Here is a 23,199-nt window from a genome sequence, read left to right on the forward strand (position 1 = left end):
GCGCCGCCGCGAGGGCGTTTGCGCAGGTCGCAACGGATTGTCAGTGGCGTGGTGCACGGTTGTGGGCAGACCGAAACGGCAGAGCTGGAGGGGGATTGGCCATGCCTGTGTCCGTGGAACCTTCATCCGTGCGACCGACCGAGAGCGAGACCGGCCAGAGCGGCGAGACCGGTCAGAGCGGAGATACCGGCCGGACCGGCGAGACCGGCCGGACCTGCGAGACCGGCCGGACCGGCCAGAGCGGCCAGAGCGGCGAGGCGTTGCGTCCGCACGCCGAGCACGCCTTCGCGGACGAACTGGCGGCGCTGGCGGCACAGGACGACCGTCCGCGCCCCGCCCGCTGGAAGCTGTCGCCGTGGGCCGTCGCGACGTACCTGCTCGGCGGCACCCTGCCGGACGGCACGGTGATCACACCGAAGTACGTGGGCCCGCGCCGCATCGTGGAGGTCGCCGTCTCCACGCTCGCCACCGACCGCGCCCTGCTCCTGCTCGGCGTGCCCGGCACCGCCAAGACCTGGGTGTCCGAGCATCTGGCGGCGGCGGTCAGCGGCGACTCCACCCTGCTGGTGCAGGGCACGGCCGGCACACCGGAGGAGGCGATCCGCTACGGCTGGAACTACGCGCAACTGCTCGCCCGCGGCCCGAGCCGCGACGCGCTCGTCCCCAGCCCGGTCATGCGGGCCATGGCCGAGGGCATGACGGCCCGCGTCGAGGAGCTGACGCGTATCCCGGCCGACGTGCAGGACACCCTCATCACGATCCTGTCCGAGAAGACCCTGCCGATACCGGAACTGGGCGAGGAGGTGCAGGCCGTCCGCGGCTTCAACGTGATCGCCACGGCCAACGATCGCGACCGCGGGGTCAACGACCTCTCCAGCGCCCTGCGCCGCCGCTTCAACACGGTGGTGCTGCCGCTGCCGGCAAGCGTCGAGGCCGAGGTCGACATCGTCGCCCGGCGCGTCGACCAGATCGGCCGCTCCCTCGACCTGCCGGCCGTGCCCGACGGCATCGACGAGATCCGCCGCGTCGTGACCGTCTTCCGCGAACTGCGCGACGGGGTCACCGCCGACGGCCGTACGAAGGTGAAGTCGCCGAGCGGCACGCTGTCCACCGCCGAGGCGATCTCCGTCGTCACGGGCGGTCTCGCGCTCGCCGCCCACTTCGGTGACGGCGTGCTGCGGCCCGGGGACGTCGCGGCGGGCATCCTCGGCGCCGTCGTCCGCGACCCGGCGGCCGACCGCGTCGTCTGGCAGGAGTACCTGGAGGCGGTGGTGCGCGAACGCGAGGGCTGGACCGATTTCTACCGGGCGTGCCGGGAGGTGAGCGCGTGAACCGCAACGGGAGCAACGGGATCAACGGCAAGGGCGACGGCGGCGACGACAGCGGGTGGAACGCCGTGCACGGCGGCGGAACGGACCGGGTGAGCGTGTGCGCGGTGCCCGACGACGACCTGGGATGGCCGCGGCGGCGAGGGGGACGCAATGCCGGGCGCCGAGGAGACTGAGCGGCGGGCCGGGACCGGCCGGCGAAGGCGGGGCGCTGCCGCCGAGCCGCTGCTGCTCGGCGTACGGCACCACGGCCCCGGCTCGGCACGGGCCGTACGGGCGGCGCTGGACGCGGCGCTGCCCCGCGCGGTGCTGATCGAGGGCCCGCCCGAGGCGGACGCGCTGATCCCGCTGGCCGCCGACGAGGAGATGCGGCCGCCGGTCGCCCTCCTCGCCCACGCCGTGGACGAACCCGGCCGGTCGGCGTTCTGGCCGCTGGCCGAGTTCTCCCCGGAGTGGGTCGCCCTCCGCTGGGCCCTGGACCACGGCGTCCCCGCCCGCTTCATCGACCTGCCGGCCACGCACACCCTGGCGTGGAGCGCGGAGGGCGAGGAGAGCGACGAGGGTGCGGAGAGCGAGGAGGGTCCCGAGGGCGCGGAGACGGCCGAGCGGCGGACGGCGGAGCAGCCGGACGCGCCCGCGGACGTCCCGTCGAGTGCGTCCACGGACGTACCGCCGGACGACGCGCCTGCGGACGTACCGCCGCCGGACGTACCGCCGGACGCATCCGCGGAAGCGCCCGCTGACGTGCCCACGGCCACGCCCGGCGCGGATGTGCGGGTCGATCCGCTCGCGGTGCTCGCCGGGGTCGCCGGATACGACGACCCGGAGCGCTGGTGGGAGGACGTGATCGAGCACCGGGGAGCCGGCGCCGAGGGGGACCCCTTCGCGCCGTTCACCGCGCTGGAGGAGGCCATGGGGTCGCTGCGGGAGGTGTACGGCAGCGGAGGCCACGACCGGGACCTCATGCGCGAGGCGTACATGCGGCTCCAGGTGCGCGCCGCGCAGCGCGAGTTCGGGGGCGGCGTGGCCGTGGTCTGCGGGGCCTGGCACGTGCCCGCGCTGCGCCGGAGGTCCACGGTCACGGCCGACCGGGCGCTGCTGAAGGGGCTGCCCAAGGTCAAGGCGGATCTGACGTGGGTGCCGTGGACGTACCGCCGGCTGGCGAGGGCCGGCGGGTACGGGGCGGGCATCGACTCGCCGGGGTGGTACGGGCATCTGTTCGCCGCGCCGGACCGGCCCGTCGAACGGTGGATGACCAAGGTGGCGGGGCTGTTGCGCGAGGAGGGCCGGATCGTCTCGGCGGCGCATGTCATCGAGGCGGTGCGGCTGGCGGACACGCTCGCCGCGCTGCGAGGCCGCCCGCTGCCCGGACTGGGCGAGACGACCGACGCCGTGCGCGCGGTGATGTGCGACGGCTCGGACGTGCCGCTGGCGCTGGTGCGTGACCGCCTGGTGGTGGGGGACGCCATGGGGGAGGTGCCGCCGGCGGCTCCCGCGGTGCCGTTGCAGCGGGACCTCGCCCGGCTCCAGCGCGGACTGCGGCTCAAGCCGGAGGCGCAGGAACGCGAGCTGGAGCTGGACCTGCGCAAGGAGACCGACGCCGGCCGCAGCCGGCTGCTGCACCGGCTGCGACTGCTGGGGGTGCCCTGGGGGGAGCCGGCCGTCTCGCGCGGCGGCACCGGCACCTTCCGCGAGACCTGGCGGCTGCGCTGGGAGCCGGAGCTGGCGGTGCGGGTCGCCGAGGCGGGCGTGTGGGGGACGACGGTGCTCGGCGCGGCGACCGCGAAGGCGGAAGCCGACGCCGTCGCCGCACAGGGCCTCGCCGAGGTCACCGCGCTCGCCGAGCACTGCCTGCTGGCCGGACTGCCGGACGCGCTGCCCGCGGTGATGCGGATACTCGCCGACCGCGCGGCGCTCGACACCGACGTGGGCCGTCTCGCCGAGGCGCTTCCGGCCCTGGTCCGCTCCCTGCGGTACGGCGATGTGCGCGGCACGGACACCGGGGCGCTGGCCGAGGTCGCCGCCGGCCTCGCCGACCGTGTCTTCGTCGGCCTGCCCCCGGCCTGCGCCGCGCTCGACGCGGACGCGGCCGAGGAGATGCGGCGCCATCTGGACGCGGTGCACGGGGCGGTGGGACTGCTCGCCGAGACGGCCGCCCGACGGCCCGCCGCGAGCGGCTCCACGACCGAGGCCCAGGGAACGACCGACCCGGCACCACGCCCAGCCCCCGCCAACCCGTCCCCAGCCCCCGCCAACCCGTCCCCAGCCCCCGTCGATCCGTCCCCGGCCCCCGTCGATCCGTCCCCGGCCCCCGTCGATCCGTCCCCGGCCCCCGTCGATCCGTCCCCAGCCCCTGTCGATCCGTCCCCGGCCCCCGTCGATCCGTCCCCAGCCCCTGTCGACCCGTCCCCGGCCCCCACCGGTCTTCGTCCGCGCTGGCAGGCCGTGCTGCGGGTGTTGTCCGGGCGGGACAGGGTGCCGGGGGTCATTCGGGGCCGGGCGGTGCGGTTGTTGCTGGACGACGGGGTGCTGGATCCGGGGGAGGCGGCACGGCTGATGGGGCTCGCCCTGTCGCCGGGGACGCCGCCGGGTGACGCGGCGGCGTGGATCGAGGGCTTCATCGGGGGCGGCGGTGGCGGAATGCTGCTGGTGCACGACGAGCGGCTGCTCGGCCTGGTCGACACCTGGCTGACCCGGGTGCCGGCGGACGCGTTCACGGATGTGCTGCCGCTGCTGCGGCGGACCTTCTCCGCGTACGAGGCGGGGGTGCGCAGAACCCTCGGCGAGCTGGTCAAGCGCGGGCCCGGCGCGCGGGGGAGCGTCGCCGGGACGGGCGCCGGTCTGCCCGGCTTCGCCGCGGAATGGGACCTCGCGCGGGCGGACGCCGTGGTGCCGGTGGTGCGGTTGCTGCTGGGCCTGGCCGAGGACGGCAGCCGAACAGACGCCGGGGACGACCGGCTCGTGGAGGTGGACGCATGACGACGCAGCCGGGCGACGCGGCCCAGGAGCGGCTGCGGCGGTGGCGGCTGGTGCTCGGCGGCGAGGCGGCCGACGGCACCGGACACGCCCTCACCGGACGGGACGCCGCGATGGACGGCGCGCTGTCCGCGCTGTACGGGAAGGGCGACAGACCCGCGGCGGGCAGGGAACGCACGGCGGGGCTCGGGGCGTCGGCGCCGGCCGTGGCGCGGTGGCTGGGGGACATCCGGACGTACTTCCCCGCCTCCGTCGTCCAGGTGATGCAGCGTGACGCCATCGACCGGCTCGGGCTGTCCACGCTGCTGCTGGAGCCGGAGATGCTGGAGGCGGTGGAGCCCGATGTGCACCTCGTCGGCACGCTGCTGTCGCTGAACAAGGCGATGCCGGAGGAGACGAAGGAGACGGCTCGGGCGGTCGTCCGCAAGGTCGTCGACGACCTGGAGCAGCGGCTCGCCACCCGCACCCGGGCCACCCTGACCGGCGCGCTCGACCGCAGCGCGCGGGTCCACCGGCCGCGCCCTCACGACATCGACTGGAACCGTACGATCGCGGCCAACCTCAAGCACTATCTGCCGGAGCACGGCACGGTCGTGCCCGAGCGGCTGATCGGATACGGGCGGGCGGGGCGCTCCGTGCAGAAGGACGTCGTCCTGTGTGTCGACCAGTCCGGGTCGATGGCGGCATCCGTCGTCCACGCCGCGGTGTTCGGGGCGGTGCTGGCGTCGATGCGCTCGATCAGCACCCGGCTCGTCGTCTTCGACACGGCGGTCGTCGACCTCACCGACCAGCTCGACGACCCGGTCGACGTGCTGTTCGGCACCCGGCTCGGCGGCGGCACGGACATCAACCGGGCGCTGGCGTACTGCCAGTCGCGGATCACCCGGCCCACGGAGACGGTGGTCGTGCTGATCAGCGACCTCTACGAAGGGGGGATACGCGACGAGATGCTGAAGCGGGTCGCGGCGATGCAGGCGGCGGGGGTGCGGTTCGTGACGCTGCTCGCGCTGTCCGACGAGGGGGCGCCCGAGTACGACCGGGATCACGCGGCGGCGCTCGCGGCGCTCGGCGCACCGGCCTTCGCCTGTACGCCCGATCTGTTCCCGGAGGTGATGGCGGCGGCGATCGAGAAGCGCCCGCTGCCGATACCGGACATGGCGTGAGGAGCGGGAACCAGGGGAGGAGACCGGGCTGAAACGGGACATGACTGCCCATCGGTAACAGGGGGCTTGCGTAACCTCGGGAGTCCCGTGCAAGGATCGACGCCGCCCGCCGGCTTCTCATGCCCGGTCCCGCCTCGTCCCGCCGCACGGGAGGAACCTCCCCCTCTTGACTTGGTCAGCAGCCCTGCCCGGTGCCGCTGTGCGTGTGCTGCGCGCGGCGGCCGGGCGGCGTGCGCTCCAGCTGGCCCTGCTGGTGGGCGGGTTGTTCGTGCTGGGGACGGTCTGCGGGGCGCGAGCCGAGGCGGCGGCGCAGGGATCGCCCCTGGGGTCGAGGACCGCGGCGGTCACGGACACGCTGCCGGACGTGGACTCCCCGCTCGCCACGGCCCCCGAGGACACCGGGCCGCGCAGCGGAGGCGAGCCGCGCACGGGAAACGAGCCGCGCACAGGCACCAGGTCGCCGGCCGGCGCCGGGGCCGAGCCCCTCACCGAGGCGAAGTCGGCCGTCGAGGCCGTGTCCGGTCATGTCGTGCGGCCCGTGTCGGACACCGTGACGTCCGTGACCGACCGCCTGTCCGGCGGGCAGACGACGACGCCGTCCCTGCCCTCACGGCCCTCCCTGCCCTCGCGTCCCGGTCTCCCCGAGCACCCGCCCCTGCCGGACCTGCCCCAGTTGCCCCAGTTCCCGGAGCAGACCCTCCCGGCACCGGACGGCGTGAAGCCCTTGCCCCTCCCGCTTCCGTGGCCCCACCCCGAGCCCCTGCCCCGGCCCTTGCCGGAGGCGCAGGCCCCGGCGGCCCTCCCGGGCGGCGCTGAGGACGCGCCCTCCGCGACGCCGGCCACCCCCGGCACGCCGAAGGCGGCCTCGCAGCACAAGCCCCAGCGGATCACCCCCACGGCCCCTGCCACCCCCACCTCGGCGGCGGCCCTCACGGCCGCACGCGCGGCGGCCCCCGCGCAGCACCACTCCACCGGCACCGGTCACGCCCCCGCCCACCCCGAGCCCGCGGGTGGCGACAGCGGTGTGCTCGGCAGCCGCACGGCCGCGGACAACGGCGGTCCGCGGCACGGTGACGCGTACGCGGTGACGGTGGAGCACACGGCTCCGCTGCGGCCTCTGCCCGGCGTCGCGGCCTGGGCCGACGCGGGCGAGTCGCGGGACCGGTACCAGGACATTCCCGAATTCCCGGGCTAGGGCAGGCCTTTTCTCCCGCCTGACCTGCCGCGCGGGGGCGGAACAGGTCTGCCCACTCACCCGGAGTCCCCACCTCCGGAATGTCCCCAAGCCCGGAGTCCCGACGGATTCCCCGGCGTCTCGGAAGCCCAAAGGATCAGACGCACGCAATGAACAAGCACATCCGCCGATCGATCGTCATAGCCGCCGGCGTCACGGGCGCCTGGGCGCTCGGCTCCACGTACGCGAGCGCCGACGAGCTGCCCGCCTCCTCCCTCTCCGCCCCGGACGCGGCCGACGCCGAGGGCACCCTCGCCGCGGTCACCGGCGACGTCACCGACACGGTCGAAGGAACCCTGTCGGACACCCTCGGCACGGCCCGGAACACGGCCGGGGGCACGGCCTCCACCCTCACCGGAACCGTCTCGGACACCGCGACGACCGTCACGAACACCGCGAACGCGGCCACCGCCACCACCACCGCCACCCAGAAGACCCCGGCCGTCTCCCCCGAGGACCAGGCCCGCCGCTACATCGACGCCGAGGTCTCCGTCCCGAAGACCGGCAAGGCCGACAAGGCGAACCAGGCCGCCAAGGCCGCCAAGGCCGCCAAGTCCACGAAGGTCCGCGGCGCCGAGGCCATCCAGGGCGCCCAGGCCGCCCGCGCCGCCGCGCAGTCCCAGACGGCGGCCGCCGCCGACGCGCTCCCGGACGTGCCCACCTCCCCCCAGGACGTGATCGACTACCTCTTCGGCCCCCTCTCCGCCTTCGCGCCCGAGCTGGAGAAGGCCCTCGCCGCCGCCCAGACCCGCCTCCAGGGCACGCAGTCGGCGGCGCGCGCCCAGGCGCAGGGCGTCGACGGCGTCGTACGGACGAAGGCCGTGTACGCGGTCGCCGGCGCGGGCCGCACGGCCGGCGGCGCGCAGGACACGGCCCAAGCCGCGCTGCACGGCACCCAGGCGCGGACCGCGGCCGCCGCGACGGCCGTCCAGGCCGAGGCGGGCAAGGTGCGTACGGCCGTCGAGGCGTCCGTCTCCGCCGTCCCGAGCCATGTCACCGGCACCGCCGACGGTGTCCGGCAGCAGGTCGTCGGCACGGTCAGCACCGTCTCCGGCAAGGTGAGCACCGTACGCGCCACCGCGTCCGCCACCGCCGACACGGCGCACACGACCGCCCACACCGCCACCGACACGGCCCACACCACCGTCACCGCCCTCCCCGGCGCGGTCACCCCCGTCGTCCAGGAGACCGCCGCCTCGGCGACCCCTCCGCTGGCCGCCTCCGCGGTCCGGGGCGTGCGACCGGTCGCCGAGGGCGCCGTGAGCGGGCTGCAGCCCGTCGCCGCCCACGCCGTGCGGGGCGTCCAGCCGGTCGTCACGGACGCCGTGCACGGGGTGACCCCCGTCGCCGGGCGGGCCGTGGCCGGTGCCACCCCGGTGGTCACGGGCGCGGTGCACGACGTGACCCCGGTGGCGGGGCAGGCCGTGCACGGGGTGACGCCGGTCGTCACGGACGCCGTCGAGGGCCTCACCCCGGTCGCCGGCCAGGCCGTCGCGGGCGTCGGGGCCACCGCGTCGCACGCCGCGGACGCGGCCACCGCACTCGCCTACGGCGTGGTCGCCGACGTCCAGCCCGTCGCGCACGGGGTCGCCCAGGGCGTGCGGCCGGTCGCCGCCCACGCCGTGCGGGACGTCCAGCCGGTCGTCACGGACGCGGTGCACGGGGTCATCCCGGTGGCCGGGCAGGCCGTCGACGGGGTGACGCCGGTCGCCGCCGGTGCCGTGGCCGACGTCCGGTCGGTCGCCGGGGGCGCCGTGGCCGGTGTCCAGCCGGTGGCCGGCGGGATCGTCGCGGACGTGCCCGGCTACGCGACGGGCGTGGTCGCGGACGTCCCGCCGTACGCCGCCGGGCTCGCCGTACAGGCCGTCGCGGACGCCACCGGGGCGGTGCTCCCGCCGCTCGCGCACACCGTCGTGGACGGCGTCGTGCCGGTCGCCGGGCAGGCCGTCGCGGACGCGGGCGGACTGGCGTACGGCGTGACGGGCGACGTGCACTCCTTCGGGGCGGGTGTCGCCGCGGACGTGACGCCGTTCGGGTACGGGGTCGCCGGGCAGGCGGGTCACTTCGCGCGGGGCGTCACCGACGAGGTGCCGCCGTTCGCCGAGGGCGTCACGGACGCCGTCCGGCCGGCCGTGGACGCCGTGTACGGCATCGCGCGGCCGGTCGCCGACGGCGTCGGCGGCAGCGCCACCGGCCTGGCCCACGGCGTCACGGAGGACGTGACCCCGTTCGCGTACGGCGTGGCGGGCGAGGCCGCCCCGTTCGCGTACGGCGTGGCGGGCGACGTGGCACCGTTCGCCGGCGACCTCACCGGGACCGCGCACTCCGCCGGCGGCTCGCTCGCCGGCCACGCGGTCACGGGCGCCGAGGGCGTGGCCGGATCCGCCACCCCCGGCTGGGCCCCGGACACCGGCGACCTGCCCACCCCGCACGAAGGCCCGTACGGCACCCACGGCACCCACGGCGCCCACCACACGTACGGCGGCGCCCACGACACGTACGGCGTCTGACGACCCCGCCGTACCCCGGATCCGCCGGGTCCCCCGGCCCGTACCGCCGAAAGCCGTCGGCCGGTCGGGCCGCACCCCCGCGGACAGGGCCCGTCGCGCTCCCCGTAGGGGCGGGGACCGACGGGCCCGAGCCCCGGCCGGACGCGTGCCGCGCCCCGGCCGGGGCCGGAACAAAGGAACCTCACCGGGCCGGCCCCAACCCGGTGAGGTTCCGCCCCGGCCGCCCCGGTCCCGGCCCGGTCCCGCACCGGCCCCGCACCACTTCCGACACCCGGTGCCACAGATCGCGGCATCATGTGACAGGTATCACCGCTCGGGTGTGACCCGCGATTTAGAACGCCCCCGCAACCGGCGATAACCTGCGAGACGGACATGCCGCGCGCTCGGACACCGTGTGCGCCTCCCTTGTGACAGCGGACGTCACGTTGCCCTTCGCGGCACGCCCACGCATCCAACGAACCGCGAGATCACTGATAGGGACGGAAGCGCGTGGACCTGTTCGAGTACCAGGCGAGGGACCTCTTCGCCAAGCACGATGTACCGGTGCTGGCCGGTGAAGTCATCGACACGCCTGAGGCGGCGCGCGAGATCACCGAGCGTCTGGGCGGCAAGTCCGTCGTCAAGGCGCAGGTGAAGGTCGGTGGTCGCGGCAAGGCCGGTGGCGTGAAGCTGGCCGCCACTCCGGACGAGGCCGTCGCCCGTTCGACGGACATCCTCGGCATGGACATCAAGGGCCACACGGTCCACAAGGTCATGATCGCCGAGACCGCTCCGGAGATCGTCGAGGAGTACTACGTCTCCTTCCTCCTCGACCGTGCCAACCGCACCTTCCTGTCCATCGCCTCCGTCGAGGGCGGCATGGACATCGAGGAGGTGGCGGCCACTCGTCCGGAGGCCGTCGCCAAGACGCCGATCGACGCGATCGACGGCGTGACCCCGGAGAAGGCCCGCGAGATCGTCGAGGCTGCCAAGTTCCCGGCCGAGGTGGCCGACAAGGTCGCCGACGTGCTGGTCAAGCTGTGGGACGTCTTCATCAAGGAGGACGCCCTCCTGGTCGAGGTGAACCCGCTGGCCAAGGTCGCCTCCGGTGACGTCATCGCCCTCGACGGCAAGGTGTCGCTGGACGACAACGCCGAGTTCCGCCACCCGGACTTCGAGGAGCTGCACGACAAGGCGGCGGCCAACCCGCTCGAGGCCGCGGCCAAGGAGAAGAACCTCAACTACGTCAAGCTCGACGGTGAGGTCGGCATCATCGGCAACGGCGCGGGTCTCGTCATGAGCACCCTGGACGTCGTCGCGTACGCCGGTGAGAAGCACGGCAACGTCAAGCCGGCCAACTTCCTGGACATCGGTGGCGGCGCCTCCGCCCAGGTCATGGCCAACGGTCTTGAGATCATCCTCGGCGACCCGGACGTCAAGTCCGTCTTCGTCAACGTCTTCGGTGGCATCACCGCCTGCGACGAGGTCGCCAACGGCATCGTCCAGGCGCTGAAGCTGCTGGAGGACCGCGGCGAGCAGGTCACCAAGCCGCTGGTCGTCCGTCTCGACGGCAACAACGCCGAGCTCGGCCGCCAGATCCTCACGGACGCCGACCACCCGCTGGTGCAGCGCGTCGACACCATGGACGGCGCGGCCGACAAGGCCGCCGAGCTGGCCCACGCCGCCAAGTAAGCACTCAGGACGAGGACACCACACACCATGGCTATCTGGCTCAACAAGGACAGCAAGGTCATCGTCCAGGGCATGACCGGCGCCACGGGCATGAAGCACACCAAGCTCATGCTCGGTGACGGCACCAACGTCGTGGGCGGCGTGAACCCGCGCAAGGCGGGTCAGACCGTGGACTTCGACGGCACCGAGGTACCCGTCTTCGGGACCGTCAAGGAGGCCATCGAGAAGACCGGCGCCAACGTCTCCGTCATCTTCGTGCCGGAGAAGTTCACCAAGGACGCGGTCGTCGAGGCCATCGACGCCGAGATCCCGCTGGCCGTCGTGATCACCGAGGGCATCGCCGTGCACGACACGGCCGCCTTCTGGGCGTACGCCGGCAAGAAGGGCAACAAGACCCGCATCATCGGCCCGAACTGCCCCGGCATCATCACGCCGGGCCAGTCCAACGTCGGCATCATCCCGGGCGACATCACCAAGCCGGGCCGCATCGGCCTGGTCTCGAAGTCCGGCACGCTGACGTACCAGATGATGTACGAGCTGCGCGACATCGGCTTCTCGACCGCCGTCGGCATCGGTGGTGACCCGATCATCGGCACCACCCACATCGACGCCCTGGCCGCCTTCCAGGAGGACCCGGAGACCGACCTCATCGTGATGATCGGTGAGATCGGCGGCGACGCCGAGGAGCGGGCCGCGGCCTTCATCAAGGACAACGTGACCAAGCCGGTCGTCGGCTACGTCGCGGGCTTCACCGCCCCCGAGGGCAAGACCATGGGCCACGCGGGCGCCATCGTCTCCGGCTCGTCCGGCACCGCCCAGGCGAAGAAGGAGGCCCTGGAGGCCGCCGGCGTCAAGGTCGGCAAGACCCCGACCGAGACGGCGAAGCTGGCGCGCGAGATCCTCGCCGGCTGAGGTCCGCCGACCCGCATCGGCACATCGGCAGGCCCGTCCCCCGCGCGGGGGCGGGCCTGCCGCCGTTCCGCCCACCTGCCCTGCGGGGTTGGCGTCACCGGGCGTACGGACCGGCGTCACCGGGCGTACGGACCGGCGTCACCGGGCCTGCGGGATCCGTGTCACCGAGCCTGCGGACCGGCGTCACCGGGCCTGCGGGATCCGTGTCACCGAGCCTGCGGACCGGCGTCACCGGGCCTGCGGACCGGCGTCACCGGGCCTGCGGGACCCGCGAAACCGAGCCCGCGGACCGACACCGACCCCGCGGACCGAAACCGACCCCGCGGACCCGCGTCACCAGGCCTGCGGAACCAGCCGCTCCGGCCCGTTCACCGTCTCCTCGCGCAGCTTCTCCCGCACCCACAGCTCCCGCTCCGACAGTGGCCCCGGCGCCGCCCGCGGCGGCACCCCGCGGACCGTCTCACCGGGCGGCACCGGCGGCTCGTACCGCGTGGGAGCCGTCCGCAGCGTCAGCGCGGTCGCCCCGATCAGGGTGACCGTGAAGGCGATGGCGGCCCGGGTCCAGAACCGTGCCCGGCGCTCGCTGCCGCCGCGCACCGCCGGGGGCCGCGCGGCGCGCAGCCGCTCGCTGGACGCCACCTCGGCGAGCCGCCGGTGCAGCACGGCCGGATCCGCCAGCTCGGGCAGCCGCTCGGCCACGGCCTCCCGCGCGTGCAGCAGCCGCTTCGCCGTCGCCGGGGTGCTGGCCTCCGTCTCGGCCGCGGTCTCCGGCAGCCCGAGCCCCACCCCGTCGTGCAGCACGAGGGTGCGCCGGTACGGCGCCGGAAGCGTCAGCAGGGCGTCCAGCAGCGCCCGGTCCAGCATGTCCGCGGGCGGCGGCTCGGGATGGCGGTAGCGGGGGCGGAAGCGGTGCCAGGGGGAGAGCGCGTACTCGTACGCCGCCGCCCGCACCCAGCCCGCCGGATCCCGGTCGACGGCCACCTCCGGCCACCGCTGCCAGGCCAGCTCGAACGCCCGTTCCACGGACTCGCGGGCCAGCTCCCGCCGCCCGGTGAGCAGATACGCCTGCCGGACCAGCGCGGGCGCGCAGAAGGCGTACAGGGCGTCGAAGGCCTGGGCGGGGGTGAGGGGCGCGGCACCGTCGGGCAGCGCGGCCGGTTCCCCGGCGCGCAGGCCCGTGTGACCGGCCGTCACCTCCCCTCCGGCCGCCGCGTCATGCGCCGGCGGAGGGCCCGACTCGGCCAGCTCGGCCAGCAGTCGGGCGTACGTCTCGCGCCCGCGGCCGCGGGGAGCGGTGCGGCCGGACTCCCACGCGCGCAGGGTCTCCCGGCCGACGCCGACGCGCGCCGCGAGCTGAGCGTGCGTCAGCCCCCCGGCCTCGCGCAGCCGCCGGCGCTCCTTGGGCGGGGGGAGCGGGGTTGCGGGATGCCGCGTCACCGGTCGCGCCTCCGTACGAAAAACCACATAAGCACATATTGAGTGACACGGCGGGGGTTCGCCTGTTACGCCGGAAAAGCGCGTGTCGTTGGGAGCATGACGGGCGTGAACCGGATGACCGACCGTCGCTCGTCACCGTCGCCCCTGCTCACCCCGGTGCGGGGCCGCTCGCCCGGATTCGCCGCCGGCCTGGCGGGCGGCGCCCTCGCGGCCGGGCTGGGCCTCGGCTCGTTCGCCGTCCTGGTGATGATGCTGTGGATCAGCTCGCCGTACCCCGACAGCGGGCCCGGCGGCGCCCTGCACGTCGTCGCCGCGCTGTGGCTGCTGGCGCACGGCGCGGAACTGGTCCGCACCGACACCCTCTCCGGCGTCCCCGCCCCGGTCGGCGTCACGCCCCTGCTGCTGCTCGCCCTGCCCGCCTGGCTGCTGCACCGCGCGGCACGCGACGCGGCGGACGGCGCCGACGGGACCGACGGCACGGACGGGACCCACGGGACCGGCCGGATCGGCGGCGCGGAGGGGACCCACGGGCCGGGGGCCGGGGCACGGACCGCGTGGGCCGGGGTGGTGCTCGGCTATCTGGCCGTCGGCGGCGCCGTCGCCGCGTACGCGGCGGGCGGCGCGCTGCGCCCCTCCTGGCTGTGGACCGGGCTGACCGTGCCCCTGGTCGTGATCCTGGCCTCCGGAGCCGGCGTGTGGAGGGCGTACGGCCGGCCCCGCGGCCCCCTGGACGGCGCGCCCGCGCTGCTGCCGGGCGGCCTGCGCCGCCTCCTGCCCCCGGACCCCGAGCGGCCGGGCCGGGCACGCCTGCGACTCGCGGCGCGGGCCGCCGCGGCCGGGACCGCCACCTACGTCGGGGGCGGCGCGCTGCTGGTGGCGGTCTCGCTGGTATGGCACGGGGGCGCGGCCCGGGTGGCGTTCGCGCAGCTGACGGAGGGCTGGTCGGGACGGTTCGCGGTGCTCCTGCTCTGTCTGGCGCTGGTGCCGAACGCCGCGGTGTGGGGCATGGCCTACGCCCTGGGCCCCGGCTTCGCCCTCGGCGCCGGGCAGGTCACGGGCCCGCTGTCCACCGCGCCCGCCCCGCTGTTGCCGCCGTTCCCGCTGCTGGCGGCCGTACCGGAGCCCGGTCCCGGCACGCCGCTGCACTGGGCGGCGGGCGTGGTGCCGGTCGCGGCCGGGGTGACGGTGGGCTGGTTCGCGGGCCGGGCGGGCGGGGACGGCTGGTCGCGGGGCCGGCCCGCGCTGTGCGCGCTGGGCGCCGCCGCGCTGTGCGCCCCGGCGCTCGCCCTGCTGGCGGGGCTGGCGGGCGGACCGCTCGGCGTCGGCAGACTGGCCCACTTCGGCCCGGTGTGGTGGCAGGTCGGCGCGGCGGGGGCGGTGTGGACGGCGGCCGTCGGGATGCCGGTGGCCTGGGCGGTACGGACCTGGCGCGACCGGCGCGCGCGGCGCCCGGAGCCCGACGACACCCGCACCGGCCCGTCCTCCACGCCCTCCACGTCTGCCGCATCCGGCCCGCCGGTGCCGGCGCCCGCCGCACCCGTGCCACCACCGCACGACGACCCACGCGAGACGTCGTACGAGGAGCCGTACGACGAGCCGTATGACCAGGAACTCCCGGACGAGGGCGAACCGGCCGGCGGCCGGCCCACCGCCGACGACCCCGCCTTCGAACCGTACGAGGCGTACGAACCGTACGAGTACGACTTCCTGCCCGAGTCATGGCGCACCGAAGCACCCTGGCGCACCGACGACCTCCGGCACACCGAGGACCCCCGGCACACCGAAGACCTCCGGCCCGCCGAGCATCCCGAGCCCGAGGCGGCGCCGGGCGGCAGCCCCTCGGCGCCGCGCTGACCTCAGCCGTCGCCGCCGAGCACCCCGCGCAGCTCCTTCGGGAGCAGCTCGGTGCAGGCCTGCTTGGCCTCGTTGGTGAGGGCGTCGTTGGTGCAGGTGTAGTAGTCGCGGTAGACCAGCTGGGCCGTGAAGGACGCCGCGACCAGCGTGATGGCGAGGGACGCGGTGACGAGGCCGCTGATCGCGGCGGCGGTCTGAGGGCGGGCGTTCGACACGGGGGCCGGGGAGTCCGGGGCGGGGGTACGGGGCTTGGCGCGCAGCGCGCTGATGCCCCAGTACAGGGCGAGCGCGCCGAGCAGCAACGCAACATACGCCCACGAGAAGAGGGCGAAGAAGAACGCCCACATGCCGGACAGCAGGGCGTAGCGCGCGCGGCGCTGGGCCGGGTCCGTGGGGTCCCAGCGCGGGGAGCCGGGGCCGGGGCCGCCCTGCTTCTCGGGGCCGCCGCCGGGCCGCTCGCCGAAGCCGCCGGGGGAGCGGCCGGGCTGCCGGTCGCTCCACTGACCGCCCCACCGGGGGCGTCCGTCGCCCTCTCCGTCGCCCTGCGGGCCCTCGCCGTCGGCCGGCCGGCGCGGCTGCCAGGGGCGGTCGGGCGCACCCTCGGGCGGCGGCGCGAACGGGTTGTCCTCCTGCCCCGTCCCGGCACGCTGGTCGGTGTCCTGGGAAGAGGGGGGAGAGGTGGGGCGCTCCCGCAGCAGTACGCCGCCGGCCCGCCCTCCCTGCGCCGACTGCGGGGTGAGCGTGAGGCGTCGCAGGCTGCGGTCCGGCATCAAGTGAGCGTCTTCCCCTGGTGAGTACGGCTGATGAACACGACGGGCCCGGGCCCGTCACCCGACCAACGCGTCGGGCGCGCCGAGCGTTCCCGGCCCGGCTCTCCCCAGACGCTACCTTCCGGCCACGCCCCCGTCCCGAGGGGGCCGCCCGGTGTGCCGGTATCGTTGCTGACGGTCGGCTGCTTCGTAGGCTTCCCCGTATCCGGGGGCGCGAAGCATTCGTACGAACGCACATACGGACGCCACACGCGGCGCCCTACGCGGCCGGCCGTACCGTCGTACCCCCGAGAAAGGCCCCCACCGTGGCCGCCAAGCCCGTGGCCCGGCGCGTCAAGCGCCTCGTCGTGCTGGTCTCCGGATCCGGCACCAACCTCCAGGCGCTGCTCGACGCCATCGCCGGCCTCGGCGCCGAGGCGTACGGAGCCGAGATCGTGGCCGTCGGCGCCGACCGGGACGGCATCGAGGGGCTGGCCCGGGCCGAGCGCGCCGGACTGCCGACCTTCGTGTGCCGGGTCAAGGACCACGCCACCCGAGGGGAGTGGGACGCCGCGCTCGCCGAGGCCGTCGCCGCGTACGAGCCCGACCTGGTGATCTCCGCCGGGTTCATGAAGATCGTGGGCAAGGAGTTCCTGGCCCGCTTCGGCGGGCGGTTCGTGAACACCCACCCCGCCCTGCTGCCCAGTTTTCCCGGCGCCCACGGCGTCCGTGACGCGCTCGCGTACGGCGTCAGGGTCACCGGCTGCACCGTCCACTTCGTCGACGACGGCGTCGACACCGGGCCGATCATCGCGCAGGGCGTGGTGGAGGTCCGGGACGAGGACGACGAGAGCGCGCTGCACGAGCGCATCAAGGACGTCGAGCGAAGGCTGCTCGTCGAGGTCGTGGGGCGGCTCGCCCGCAACGGCTATCGCATTGAGGGACGAAAGGTAGTTATCCAGTGACCGCCGAGAGCAACAAGCGGCCCCTTCGCCGGGCGCTCGTCAGCGTCTACGACAAGACGGGCCTCGAAGACCTCGCGCGCGGCCTGCACGAGGCGGGCGTGGAACTCGTCTCCACCGGGTCCACCGCCGCGCGCATCGCCGCGGCCGGCGTCCCCGTCACCAAGGTCGAGGAGCTGACCGGCTTCCCGGAGTGCCTGGACGGCCGGGTCAAGACCCTGCACCCGCGGGTGCACGCGGGCATCCTCGCCGACCTGCGCCTGGAGGACCACCAGCGGCAGCTCGCCGAGCTGGGCGTGGAGCCGTTCGACCTGGTCGTGGTGAACCTCTACCCGTTCCGCGAGACCGTCGCCTCGGGTGCCTCGCCCGACGAGTGCGTCGAGCAGATCGACATCGGCGGCCCGTCCATGGTCCGCGCCGCCGCGAAGAACCACCCGTCGGTCGCCGTGGTCACCAGCCCGGCCCGCTACGCCGACGTCCTCGACGCGGCGAAGAACGGCGGCTTCGACCTGGCCGCCCGCAAGCGGCTCGCCGCGGAGGCCTTCCAGCACACGGCGGCGTACGACGTGGCGGTCGCGAGCTGGTTCGCGAGCGAGTACGCCCCGGCCGACGAGTCGCCGTTCCCCGACTTCCTGGGCGCCACCTGGGAGCGGAAGAACACCCTCCGCTACGGCGAGAACCCGCACCAGCCCGCCGCGCTCTACGTCACCGGCGCCGGCGGCGGTCTCGCCGAGGCCGAGCAACTGCACGGCAAGGAGATGTCGTACAACAACTACACGGACACGGACGCCGCCCGCCGTGCCGCGTACGACCACGACGCGCCGTGCGTGGCGATCATCAAGCACGCCAACCCGTGCGGCATCGCGATCGGCGCGGACGTCGCCGAGGCGCACCGCAAGGCGCACGCCTGCGACCCGCTGTCCGCGTTCGGCGGTGTGATCGCCGTGAACCGCCCGGTGTCCAAGGAGATGGCCGAGCAGGTCGCCGAGATCTTCACCGAGGTCATCGTCGCGCCCGGCTACGAGGAGGGCGCGGTCGAGATCCTGGCGCGCAAGAAGAACATCCGCGTCCTGCGCTGCCCCGAGGCCCCGGCGAACCCCGTCGAGATCAAGCCGGTCGACGGCGGTGTCCTGCTCCAGCACACCGACCGCCTCCAGGCCGACGGCGACGACCCGGCCAACTGGACCCTGGCGACCGGCGAGGCCCTGTCCGAGGAGGAGCTGAAGGACCTGGCGTTCGCCTGGAAGGCGTGCCGCGCGGTGAAGTCCAACGCGATCCTGCTCGCCAAGGACGGCGCGTCCGTCGGCGTCGGCATGGGCCAGGTCAACCGCGTCGACTCCTGCAAGCTGGCCGTCGAGCGGGCGGGCGAGGAGCGGGCGCGCGGCTCGTACGCCGCCTCCGACGCCTTCTTCCCCTTCCCCGACAACATCGACGTCCTGGGCGCCGCCGGCGTGAAGGCCATCGTCCAGCCGGGCGGCTCGGTCCGTGACGAGCTGGTCGTGGAGGCCGCGCGGAAGGCGGGCATCACGATGTACTTCACCGGGACGCGGCACTTCTTCCACTGAGCCGCGCCACCCGCACGGTGAAAGGGTCCGCCGGTCACGACCGGCGGGCCCTTTCACCGTGTTGTCAGCAGGACGGCAGCGGGTCCGTCTCCGAGATGATGTCGTTGTCGCTCATCCAGCCCCACGCGCCGTTGTCTGCCTGGGTGTAGACCCAGCGGGTGGGGTGCGGGCCGCCGTGGTTCTGGCCGCCGTCGAACTTGCAGACGAAGAAGGACGGGTTGGAGTACATCCGGCCGACGACGCGGTTGCTGTTCGCGCCCGCGTAGACGTTGGCGCCGGTCGCGTTGTTGCAGTACCAGACGGAGCCGTCCCGCCAGCAGGGCGCGGCGGCCTGGGCGGCGCCCGCGGTGGTGAGGGTGAACGCGGCGCCGGCGGTGACGGTGGCGGCGCCGAGGGCGAGGGCCTTGCGGAGCATGGTGGTCATGACTGTTCCCCCAGTCGGGATGCGCGTGGCGCGCGGTGGTACGGCGGACGGCCCCGGCTCTCCCCCGGGAGAGCCGGGACCGCCCTCGGTCGTGTTCCACCGTGCCGCCTGCCGGGGCGCCCAGGTACCTCGGAACTCTCAGGGTCGCCTCGCGCGCAGCGGCGTGTACTCCTGGAGGTAGTGGGCGACCTCGTCGGCGTAGGCCCGGAATCTCGGGGGGACGCCGCCCGCGTCGTTCACCGTGTCGTACGACGTCCGGTACGCGGCGGCGATCAGCACCCGCCGGTCGCCGGTCAGGGAGGACTTCAGCCGGGGCTCGATGAAGCAGAGGTAGCGGCCCATCGCCGGGATCGACTCGGCCGGCGAGAAGGGCGGCCGCGGGGTCTTCTCGGTGGGCAGGCCGTCCGCGCGGACCCACCAGCGCAGCACGCGCGGGGTCCAGCGGGCGATGCCGTACTCGTCGCGCGCGGGGTCCGACAGCTCGGGGTCGAAGTCGCTCTCCGCCTTCAGCATCGCCGCGATCAGCGCCGGGGAGACCTCCGGCTGGACGCAGGAGTGCGCCGCGTCGACGATGAGGCGCCGGTAGGCGACCGGGATGCCCTGGTCGGTACGGAGTTCCGCGGCGCCGTACGCCGCGGCCGCCGCGGTCGGCGCGGTGGCGCCCGCGCGGCCCGGACCCGGCCCGCCCCCGTCGCCCGCCCACGGGCCGAAGGCGTACCCGAGCGCGGCGGCCGCCGCCGTGACCGCCGCCGCGGCCGCCACGGCCGTACGGCGGCGAAGGCGGCGCGGGCCGGTCTCGCCCGCCGCCTCCCGCACCCGGCGCAGCAGCGCCTCCCCGGCGATCCGCTCCTCGTGCGTCCGGGTCAGACAGCACCGCACGATCTCCCGCCAGGGCTCCGGCAGTCCGGGGGAGAGCCGCAGCTCGTCCGTGCCGCGGGCGTACGCGGCGGCCGCGTCACGGCGGGCCGTCGGGGTGGCGCCGGGCAGCGGGAAGGCGCCGGTGAGGACCAGGTGGGCGAGGACGCCGAAGGCCCAGACGTCGGCGGAGGGGCGGATGCGGCGGCCGCGTTCGCCGATCTCCGACCAGAGCAGTTCGGGCGGGGTGTAGTCGGGCGTGGAGAAGGCGGGCGTGTAGGCGTGGGTGCCCTCCAGCTCGGCGGCCATGTTGAAGTCGGCGAGGCGGGCCGAACCGTCCCGCATCAGCAGGACGTTGGCCGGTTTAAGATCGCCGTGCACCCAGCCCGCCGTGTGCAGCTGGTGCAGGCCCTCGCAGATCTGCGCCAGCAGAGCGGGGCCCGAGGCGGGCCGCGGGGTCTGGGCGAGCAGAGCCGTCAGGGAGCCCTCCGCCTTCTCCAGGACCAGGACGGTCGCGCCGTCGAGCCCGGGGCGGGCGGGGTCGTCGACGGTCAGCGTCTCGTACATCCGGATCAGCCGGGGCCGCGCCACCCGGCGCAGCAACTCGACCTCCCGGTCGATCAGTTCCCGCAGGTGGGCCAGTTGACGGGGGGTGCTGGTGCCGGTGGGCAGGAACTTCAGCGCCACGGTGCGCGGCAGCGCGTCGTCCGCCGCGGTCCGCCGCCCCTCGTACACGCTGCCGAACGCCCCGGTCGCGATCGGCCCCCGCACCTCCCAGCCGCCGACCCGGTACCCGCGCGGCACCGGGACCGCGTACGGCTCCTGCCGTCCGGTCACCCGACGGGCCGGTCGAGGGCGCTGCGGGGCGGCGGGGCCGGGGCGACGGCGGGCCGCCGCGTGCCCTGCGGGCAGCCCGCGGACGGCGGCCGCGCGGGCGGGCGCTCCGCGGCGAGGACGCCCAGGTCCTCCTCCCGGACCAGGTCGAAGCGGAGCGCCAGGGACACTAGGGACTCCTTCTTGCCGTTGAGGCGGGGCCCGGTGTCGGCGGTGTCGGGGCCGGGCTTCAGGCGGAGCTTCACGGCGAGGTAGTCGATGTTCCACTGCACCGAGGTGCGCGACGCGGCCGGCCAGCCGGGGCGCAGCCGGTCCACGACCTGGTCGACGGTGGGCAGCGGGGCGTGCGGCGCGCCGCGCAGCCGGGGCTCGCACAGGGCGGCCAGCACCGCGAAGTAGCGCTTGGTGCGGTCCAGGCAGAACGCGGGCGCGGTGGTCGCGCCGTCGAGCCCGGACCCGGGGCCCAGATAGTCGTGGCGCGGCGCCCACACCTCGACCGGCAGCAGATCGCCCGCGGCGGGCAGCACGATCCGGGAGAACTCGAACGGCACCGGCGCGTCCAGCCGCCCCGGGCCGACCTTGATGTGCTCGCCGGCCCCCTCCGGGTTCTCCACGACGTACGTCTGCTCCCGGCTGAGGTTGCTCAGCAGCCAGAACGCGCCCTGCGCGGCGATCAGGCCGGCTCTGCGGGAGACCCCGTCGTGGGCGATCGCCAGGTCGTTCCCGGCGCCGCGCCCGAAGGCCAGCCGCTCGCCGGGGGCGAGCCGGAAGCGGCGGTCGCCGCGCGGGTCCTCCCCGGTCGGCGGAGGTACCACGATGATGCTGTACAAGGTGCGTCTCCCGTGCCCGGCCCGTGCCCGCCGGCCGGACGCGGAGGCCGACGACCCGGCCGGCGCCCGTCGGGCACGACAGCTGCTCAGGCCAGGTTAGGGCGACGCACCAGGGCCGTGTCCCCCCTCGATCGGGTGAGACACGGCCCTTGGGTGTGAACGGCGCGCGGGTGGCGCGGCGGGGCGCTCAGTAGCGCGGGCGCTTGAACCACTCGGCGCTGGCCCGCTTCGCCGCGAAGACGATCAGCAGGATGGCGACGGCGATGATGAGCAGGCCGATGCCCCAGGCGGCGATCATGAAGATGCCGGTGACGATCGCGAACGAGCCGTAGACGATGGAGCACACCCGGACGCCGTTGCCGCCCTTCGCGTACTGGAACAGCAGCGCCAGGCCGAGCAGCGCGAAGACCGCGGCGAGACCGAGGAAGAAGACGACGATGCCCTTGCCGAGGTCGGCGAACTCCTGGGCCTGGGAGTCGCCGGATATGCCGGCCTCGGCCATCGTCTCGTCCCACTGGCTCAGCGTGTAGCCGTACAGGCCCGCGATGAGCGCGTGCGCCAGGACGATGATGCCGAGCATGATCTGCGCGGCGCGCGTGATGCCGGGCATCTGGACCGGGCCGGCCGGCGGGTAGCCGTATCCGGCCGGCGGCGCGGCCGGGTAGCCGTAGCCCGCCGGGGCCTGGGGCTGCTGGGGGTAGCCGTAGCCGGGAGCGCCGGGGGCCGGCTGCTGGGGCGGGTTCCCGTAGGGGTTGTTCGGGTCGCCGAAACTCATGGCGGTCTTTCCTCCGTTGCCTGGATGCGGGGACGAGGCGCGGCGCGATGCGGAGGAAGGTTTCTGTTGGATGCGGTTCGTCCCCCCGGTACTGCCCCGCGGCACTGCGGCTCAATCGTTCTTCAGCCACCTGCGGATTGTCCAGCCGGGTTTCCCAGGCGTTGTGCAAGTGCAACAACCCTCGGTGACCACCGCCGGCCGCGGCCCCGGATTGGAACCGGGGGCCGGTCATCCGGGAGGATGGGCCCATGACCGCCCAGATTCTCGATGGCAAGGCCACCGCAGCCGAGATCAAGTCCGATCTGACCGCCCGCGTGGCGGCGCTGAAGGAGAAGGGCGTCACGCCCGGCCTCGGCACGATCCTGGTCGGGGACGACCCCGGCAGCCAGAAGTACGTCGCCGGCAAGCACCGCGACTGCGCCCAGGTCGGCATCGCCTCCATCCAGCGCGAACTGCCGGCGACGGCGACGCAGGAGGAGATCGAGGCGGTCGTCCGGGAGCTGAACGAGGACCCGGCCTGCACCGGTTACATCGTGCAGCTCCCGCTGCCCAAGGGCATCGACGAGAACCGCATCCTCGAACTGATGGACCCGGCCAAGGACGCCGACGGCCTGCACCCGATGAACCTCGGCCGCCTCGTCCTCAACGAGCCGGCCCCGCTGCCCTGCACCCCGAACGGCATCCTCACCCTGCTGCGCCGCTACGGCGTCGAGCTGAAGGGCGCCGAGGTCGTGGTCGTCGGCCGCGGCGTGACCATCGGCCGCCCGATGCCGCTGCTGCTCACCCGGCGCAGCGAGAACGCCACCGTGACCCAGTGCCACACCGGCACCCGTGACCTGGCGGCCCATCTGCGCCGCGCGGACGTCGTCATCGCCGCCGCCGGGTCCGCCCACCTGATCCGCCCCGAGGACGTCAAGCCCGGCGCGGCCGTCCTCGATGTCGGGGTCTCCCGCAACGCCGAGGGCAGGATCGTCGGCGACGTCCACCCCGGCGTGGCCGAGGTGGCCGGCTGGATCTCCCCGAACCCGGGCGGTGTCGGCCCCATGACCCGGGCGCAGCTGCTGGTCAACGTGGTCGAGGCGGCGGAGCGCAGTGTCGGCTGAGCGGGACGGCGCGGCAC

The 23,199-nt window shown here is 74.9% G+C and carries 18 protein-coding genes; 12 read left to right on the top strand and 6 right to left on the bottom strand.

Features of this window, described 5'->3' with window-relative positions; translation table 11 throughout:
* Positions 1–101 precede the first annotated feature (101 nt).
* The 8 genes from AB0K92_RS01570 (at position 102) to sucD (ending at position 11,794) form a co-directional block, all read left to right on the top strand.
* A complete protein-coding gene (locus tag AB0K92_RS01570) occupies positions 102–1,331 on the top strand; it encodes an AAA family ATPase (protein WP_365918307.1) in 1,230 nt (409 codons plus the stop codon).
* The gene (locus AB0K92_RS01575) at positions 1,328–1,504 is read left to right on the top strand and encodes a hypothetical protein (protein ID WP_365918309.1); all 177 of its coding nucleotides are present in this window, start codon (positions 1,328–1,330) and stop codon (positions 1,502–1,504) included. Before AB0K92_RS01570 ends, AB0K92_RS01575 begins: the two co-directional genes overlap by 4 nt.
* Entirely contained in the window at positions 1,482–4,307 is a 2,826-nt protein-coding gene (locus AB0K92_RS01580; RefSeq protein ID WP_365918311.1) for a DUF5682 family protein, read from the top strand. Before AB0K92_RS01575 ends, AB0K92_RS01580 begins: the two co-directional genes overlap by 23 nt.
* Positions 4,304–5,467 (top strand): VWA domain-containing protein, encoded by a 1,164-nt coding sequence (locus AB0K92_RS01585; RefSeq protein WP_365918313.1) that lies wholly within the window; start codon positions 4,304–4,306, stop codon positions 5,465–5,467. The genes AB0K92_RS01580 and AB0K92_RS01585 overlap by 4 nt, the downstream gene beginning before the upstream one ends.
* Before the next feature lie 166 nt (positions 5,468–5,633).
* On the top strand, positions 5,634–6,662 hold the full coding sequence (locus AB0K92_RS01590; RefSeq protein ID WP_365918315.1) for a hypothetical protein: 1,029 nt from the start codon (positions 5,634–5,636) through the stop codon (positions 6,660–6,662).
* Positions 6,663–6,811: 149 nt separating this feature from the next.
* Positions 6,812–9,211, top strand: coding sequence for a hypothetical protein (locus AB0K92_RS01595; RefSeq protein WP_365918317.1), 2,400 nt, complete (start codon positions 6,812–6,814; stop codon positions 9,209–9,211).
* A gap of 489 nt (positions 9,212–9,700) precedes the next feature.
* The gene (gene sucC, locus AB0K92_RS01600; protein WP_365918319.1) at positions 9,701–10,882 is read left to right on the top strand and encodes an ADP-forming succinate--CoA ligase subunit beta; all 1,182 of its coding nucleotides are present in this window, start codon (positions 9,701–9,703) and stop codon (positions 10,880–10,882) included.
* 27 nt (positions 10,883–10,909) lie between these two features.
* Positions 10,910–11,794, top strand: coding sequence for a succinate--CoA ligase subunit alpha (gene sucD / locus AB0K92_RS01605; RefSeq protein WP_166001727.1), 885 nt, complete (start codon positions 10,910–10,912; stop codon positions 11,792–11,794).
* Between the two features lie 333 nt (positions 11,795–12,127).
* Here sucD and AB0K92_RS01610 read toward each other — a convergent pair whose 3' ends face one another.
* Positions 12,128–13,231, bottom strand: coding sequence for a helix-turn-helix domain-containing protein (locus AB0K92_RS01610; RefSeq protein ID WP_365918321.1), 1,104 nt, complete (start codon positions 13,229–13,231; stop codon positions 12,128–12,130).
* Between the two features lie 96 nt (positions 13,232–13,327).
* Between AB0K92_RS01610 and AB0K92_RS01615 the strand changes: the two genes are divergently transcribed.
* Positions 13,328–15,085, top strand: coding sequence for a DUF6350 family protein (locus AB0K92_RS01615; protein ID WP_365918324.1), 1,758 nt, complete (start codon positions 13,328–13,330; stop codon positions 15,083–15,085).
* A gap of 2 nt (positions 15,086–15,087) precedes the next feature.
* Here AB0K92_RS01615 and AB0K92_RS01620 read toward each other — a convergent pair whose 3' ends face one another.
* Positions 15,088–15,855, bottom strand: a complete 768-nt coding sequence (locus AB0K92_RS01620; RefSeq protein WP_365918326.1) for a hypothetical protein — start codon at positions 15,853–15,855, stop codon at positions 15,088–15,090.
* Between the two features lie 305 nt (positions 15,856–16,160).
* Here AB0K92_RS01620 and purN point away from each other — a divergent pair, with 305 nt between their 5' ends.
* Together purN and purH are read left to right on the top strand one after the other, a co-directional pair.
* Positions 16,161–16,799, top strand: a complete 639-nt coding sequence (gene purN / locus AB0K92_RS01625) for a phosphoribosylglycinamide formyltransferase (RefSeq protein ID WP_365918328.1) — start codon at positions 16,161–16,163, stop codon at positions 16,797–16,799.
* Complete coding sequence (gene purH, locus AB0K92_RS01630) at positions 16,796–18,361, top strand: bifunctional phosphoribosylaminoimidazolecarboxamide formyltransferase/IMP cyclohydrolase (RefSeq protein WP_365918330.1); 1,566 nt, start codon at positions 16,796–16,798, stop codon at positions 18,359–18,361. Before purN ends, purH begins: the two co-directional genes overlap by 4 nt.
* Before the next feature lie 64 nt (positions 18,362–18,425).
* Here purH and AB0K92_RS01635 read toward each other — a convergent pair whose 3' ends face one another.
* From AB0K92_RS01635 to AB0K92_RS01650, 4 genes are all read right to left on the bottom strand, one after another.
* Entirely contained in the window at positions 18,426–18,785 is a 360-nt protein-coding gene (locus AB0K92_RS01635) for a hypothetical protein (RefSeq protein ID WP_240926295.1), read from the bottom strand.
* A gap of 138 nt (positions 18,786–18,923) precedes the next feature.
* Entirely contained in the window at positions 18,924–20,477 is a 1,554-nt protein-coding gene (locus AB0K92_RS01640; protein ID WP_365918332.1) for a protein kinase, read from the bottom strand.
* A complete protein-coding gene (locus tag AB0K92_RS01645) occupies positions 20,474–21,304 on the bottom strand; it encodes an FHA domain-containing protein (protein ID WP_365918334.1) in 831 nt (276 codons plus the stop codon). Before AB0K92_RS01645 ends, AB0K92_RS01640 begins: the two co-directional genes overlap by 4 nt.
* 187 nt (positions 21,305–21,491) lie before the next feature.
* Positions 21,492–22,079, bottom strand: a complete 588-nt coding sequence (locus AB0K92_RS01650; protein WP_365918336.1) for a hypothetical protein — start codon at positions 22,077–22,079, stop codon at positions 21,492–21,494.
* A gap of 248 nt (positions 22,080–22,327) precedes the next feature.
* Here AB0K92_RS01650 and AB0K92_RS01655 point away from each other — a divergent pair, with 248 nt between their 5' ends.
* Positions 22,328–23,182: a bifunctional methylenetetrahydrofolate dehydrogenase/methenyltetrahydrofolate cyclohydrolase gene (locus AB0K92_RS01655; protein WP_365918338.1), complete on the top strand. Its 855-nt coding sequence runs from the start codon at positions 22,328–22,330 to the stop codon at positions 23,180–23,182.
* Positions 23,183–23,199: the final 17 nt, after the last annotated feature.

This window comes from Streptomyces sp. NPDC052687, from assembly GCF_040678395.1.
In the GTDB taxonomy this organism is placed as follows: domain Bacteria; phylum Actinomycetota; class Actinomycetes; order Streptomycetales; family Streptomycetaceae; genus Streptomyces.

Bases quoted from the DNA above. Each gene is read 5' to 3' on its own strand.
- AB0K92_RS01585 (WP_365918313.1), top strand. From the start codon at position 4,304: ATGACGACGCAGCCGGGCGACGCGGCCCAGGAGCGGCTGCGGCGGTGG.
- AB0K92_RS01655 (WP_365918338.1), top strand. From the start codon at position 22,328: ATGACCGCCCAGATTCTCGATGGCAAGGCCACCGCAGCCGAGATCAAG.
- AB0K92_RS01650 (WP_365918336.1), bottom strand. From the start codon at position 22,079: ATGAGTTTCGGCGACCCGAACAACCCCTACGGGAACCCGCCCCAGCAG.
- AB0K92_RS01570 (WP_365918307.1), top strand. From the start codon at position 102: ATGCCTGTGTCCGTGGAACCTTCATCCGTGCGACCGACCGAGAGCGAG.
- AB0K92_RS01620 (WP_365918326.1), bottom strand. From the start codon at position 15,855: ATGCCGGACCGCAGCCTGCGACGCCTCACGCTCACCCCGCAGTCGGCG.
- AB0K92_RS01635 (WP_240926295.1), bottom strand. From the start codon at position 18,785: ATGACCACCATGCTCCGCAAGGCCCTCGCCCTCGGCGCCGCCACCGTC.
- AB0K92_RS01595 (WP_365918317.1), top strand. From the start codon at position 6,812: ATGAACAAGCACATCCGCCGATCGATCGTCATAGCCGCCGGCGTCACG.
- sucD (WP_166001727.1), top strand. From the start codon at position 10,910: ATGGCTATCTGGCTCAACAAGGACAGCAAGGTCATCGTCCAGGGCATG.
- AB0K92_RS01580 (WP_365918311.1), top strand. From the start codon at position 1,482: ATGCCGGGCGCCGAGGAGACTGAGCGGCGGGCCGGGACCGGCCGGCGA.
- AB0K92_RS01615 (WP_365918324.1), top strand. From the start codon at position 13,328: ATGACGGGCGTGAACCGGATGACCGACCGTCGCTCGTCACCGTCGCCC.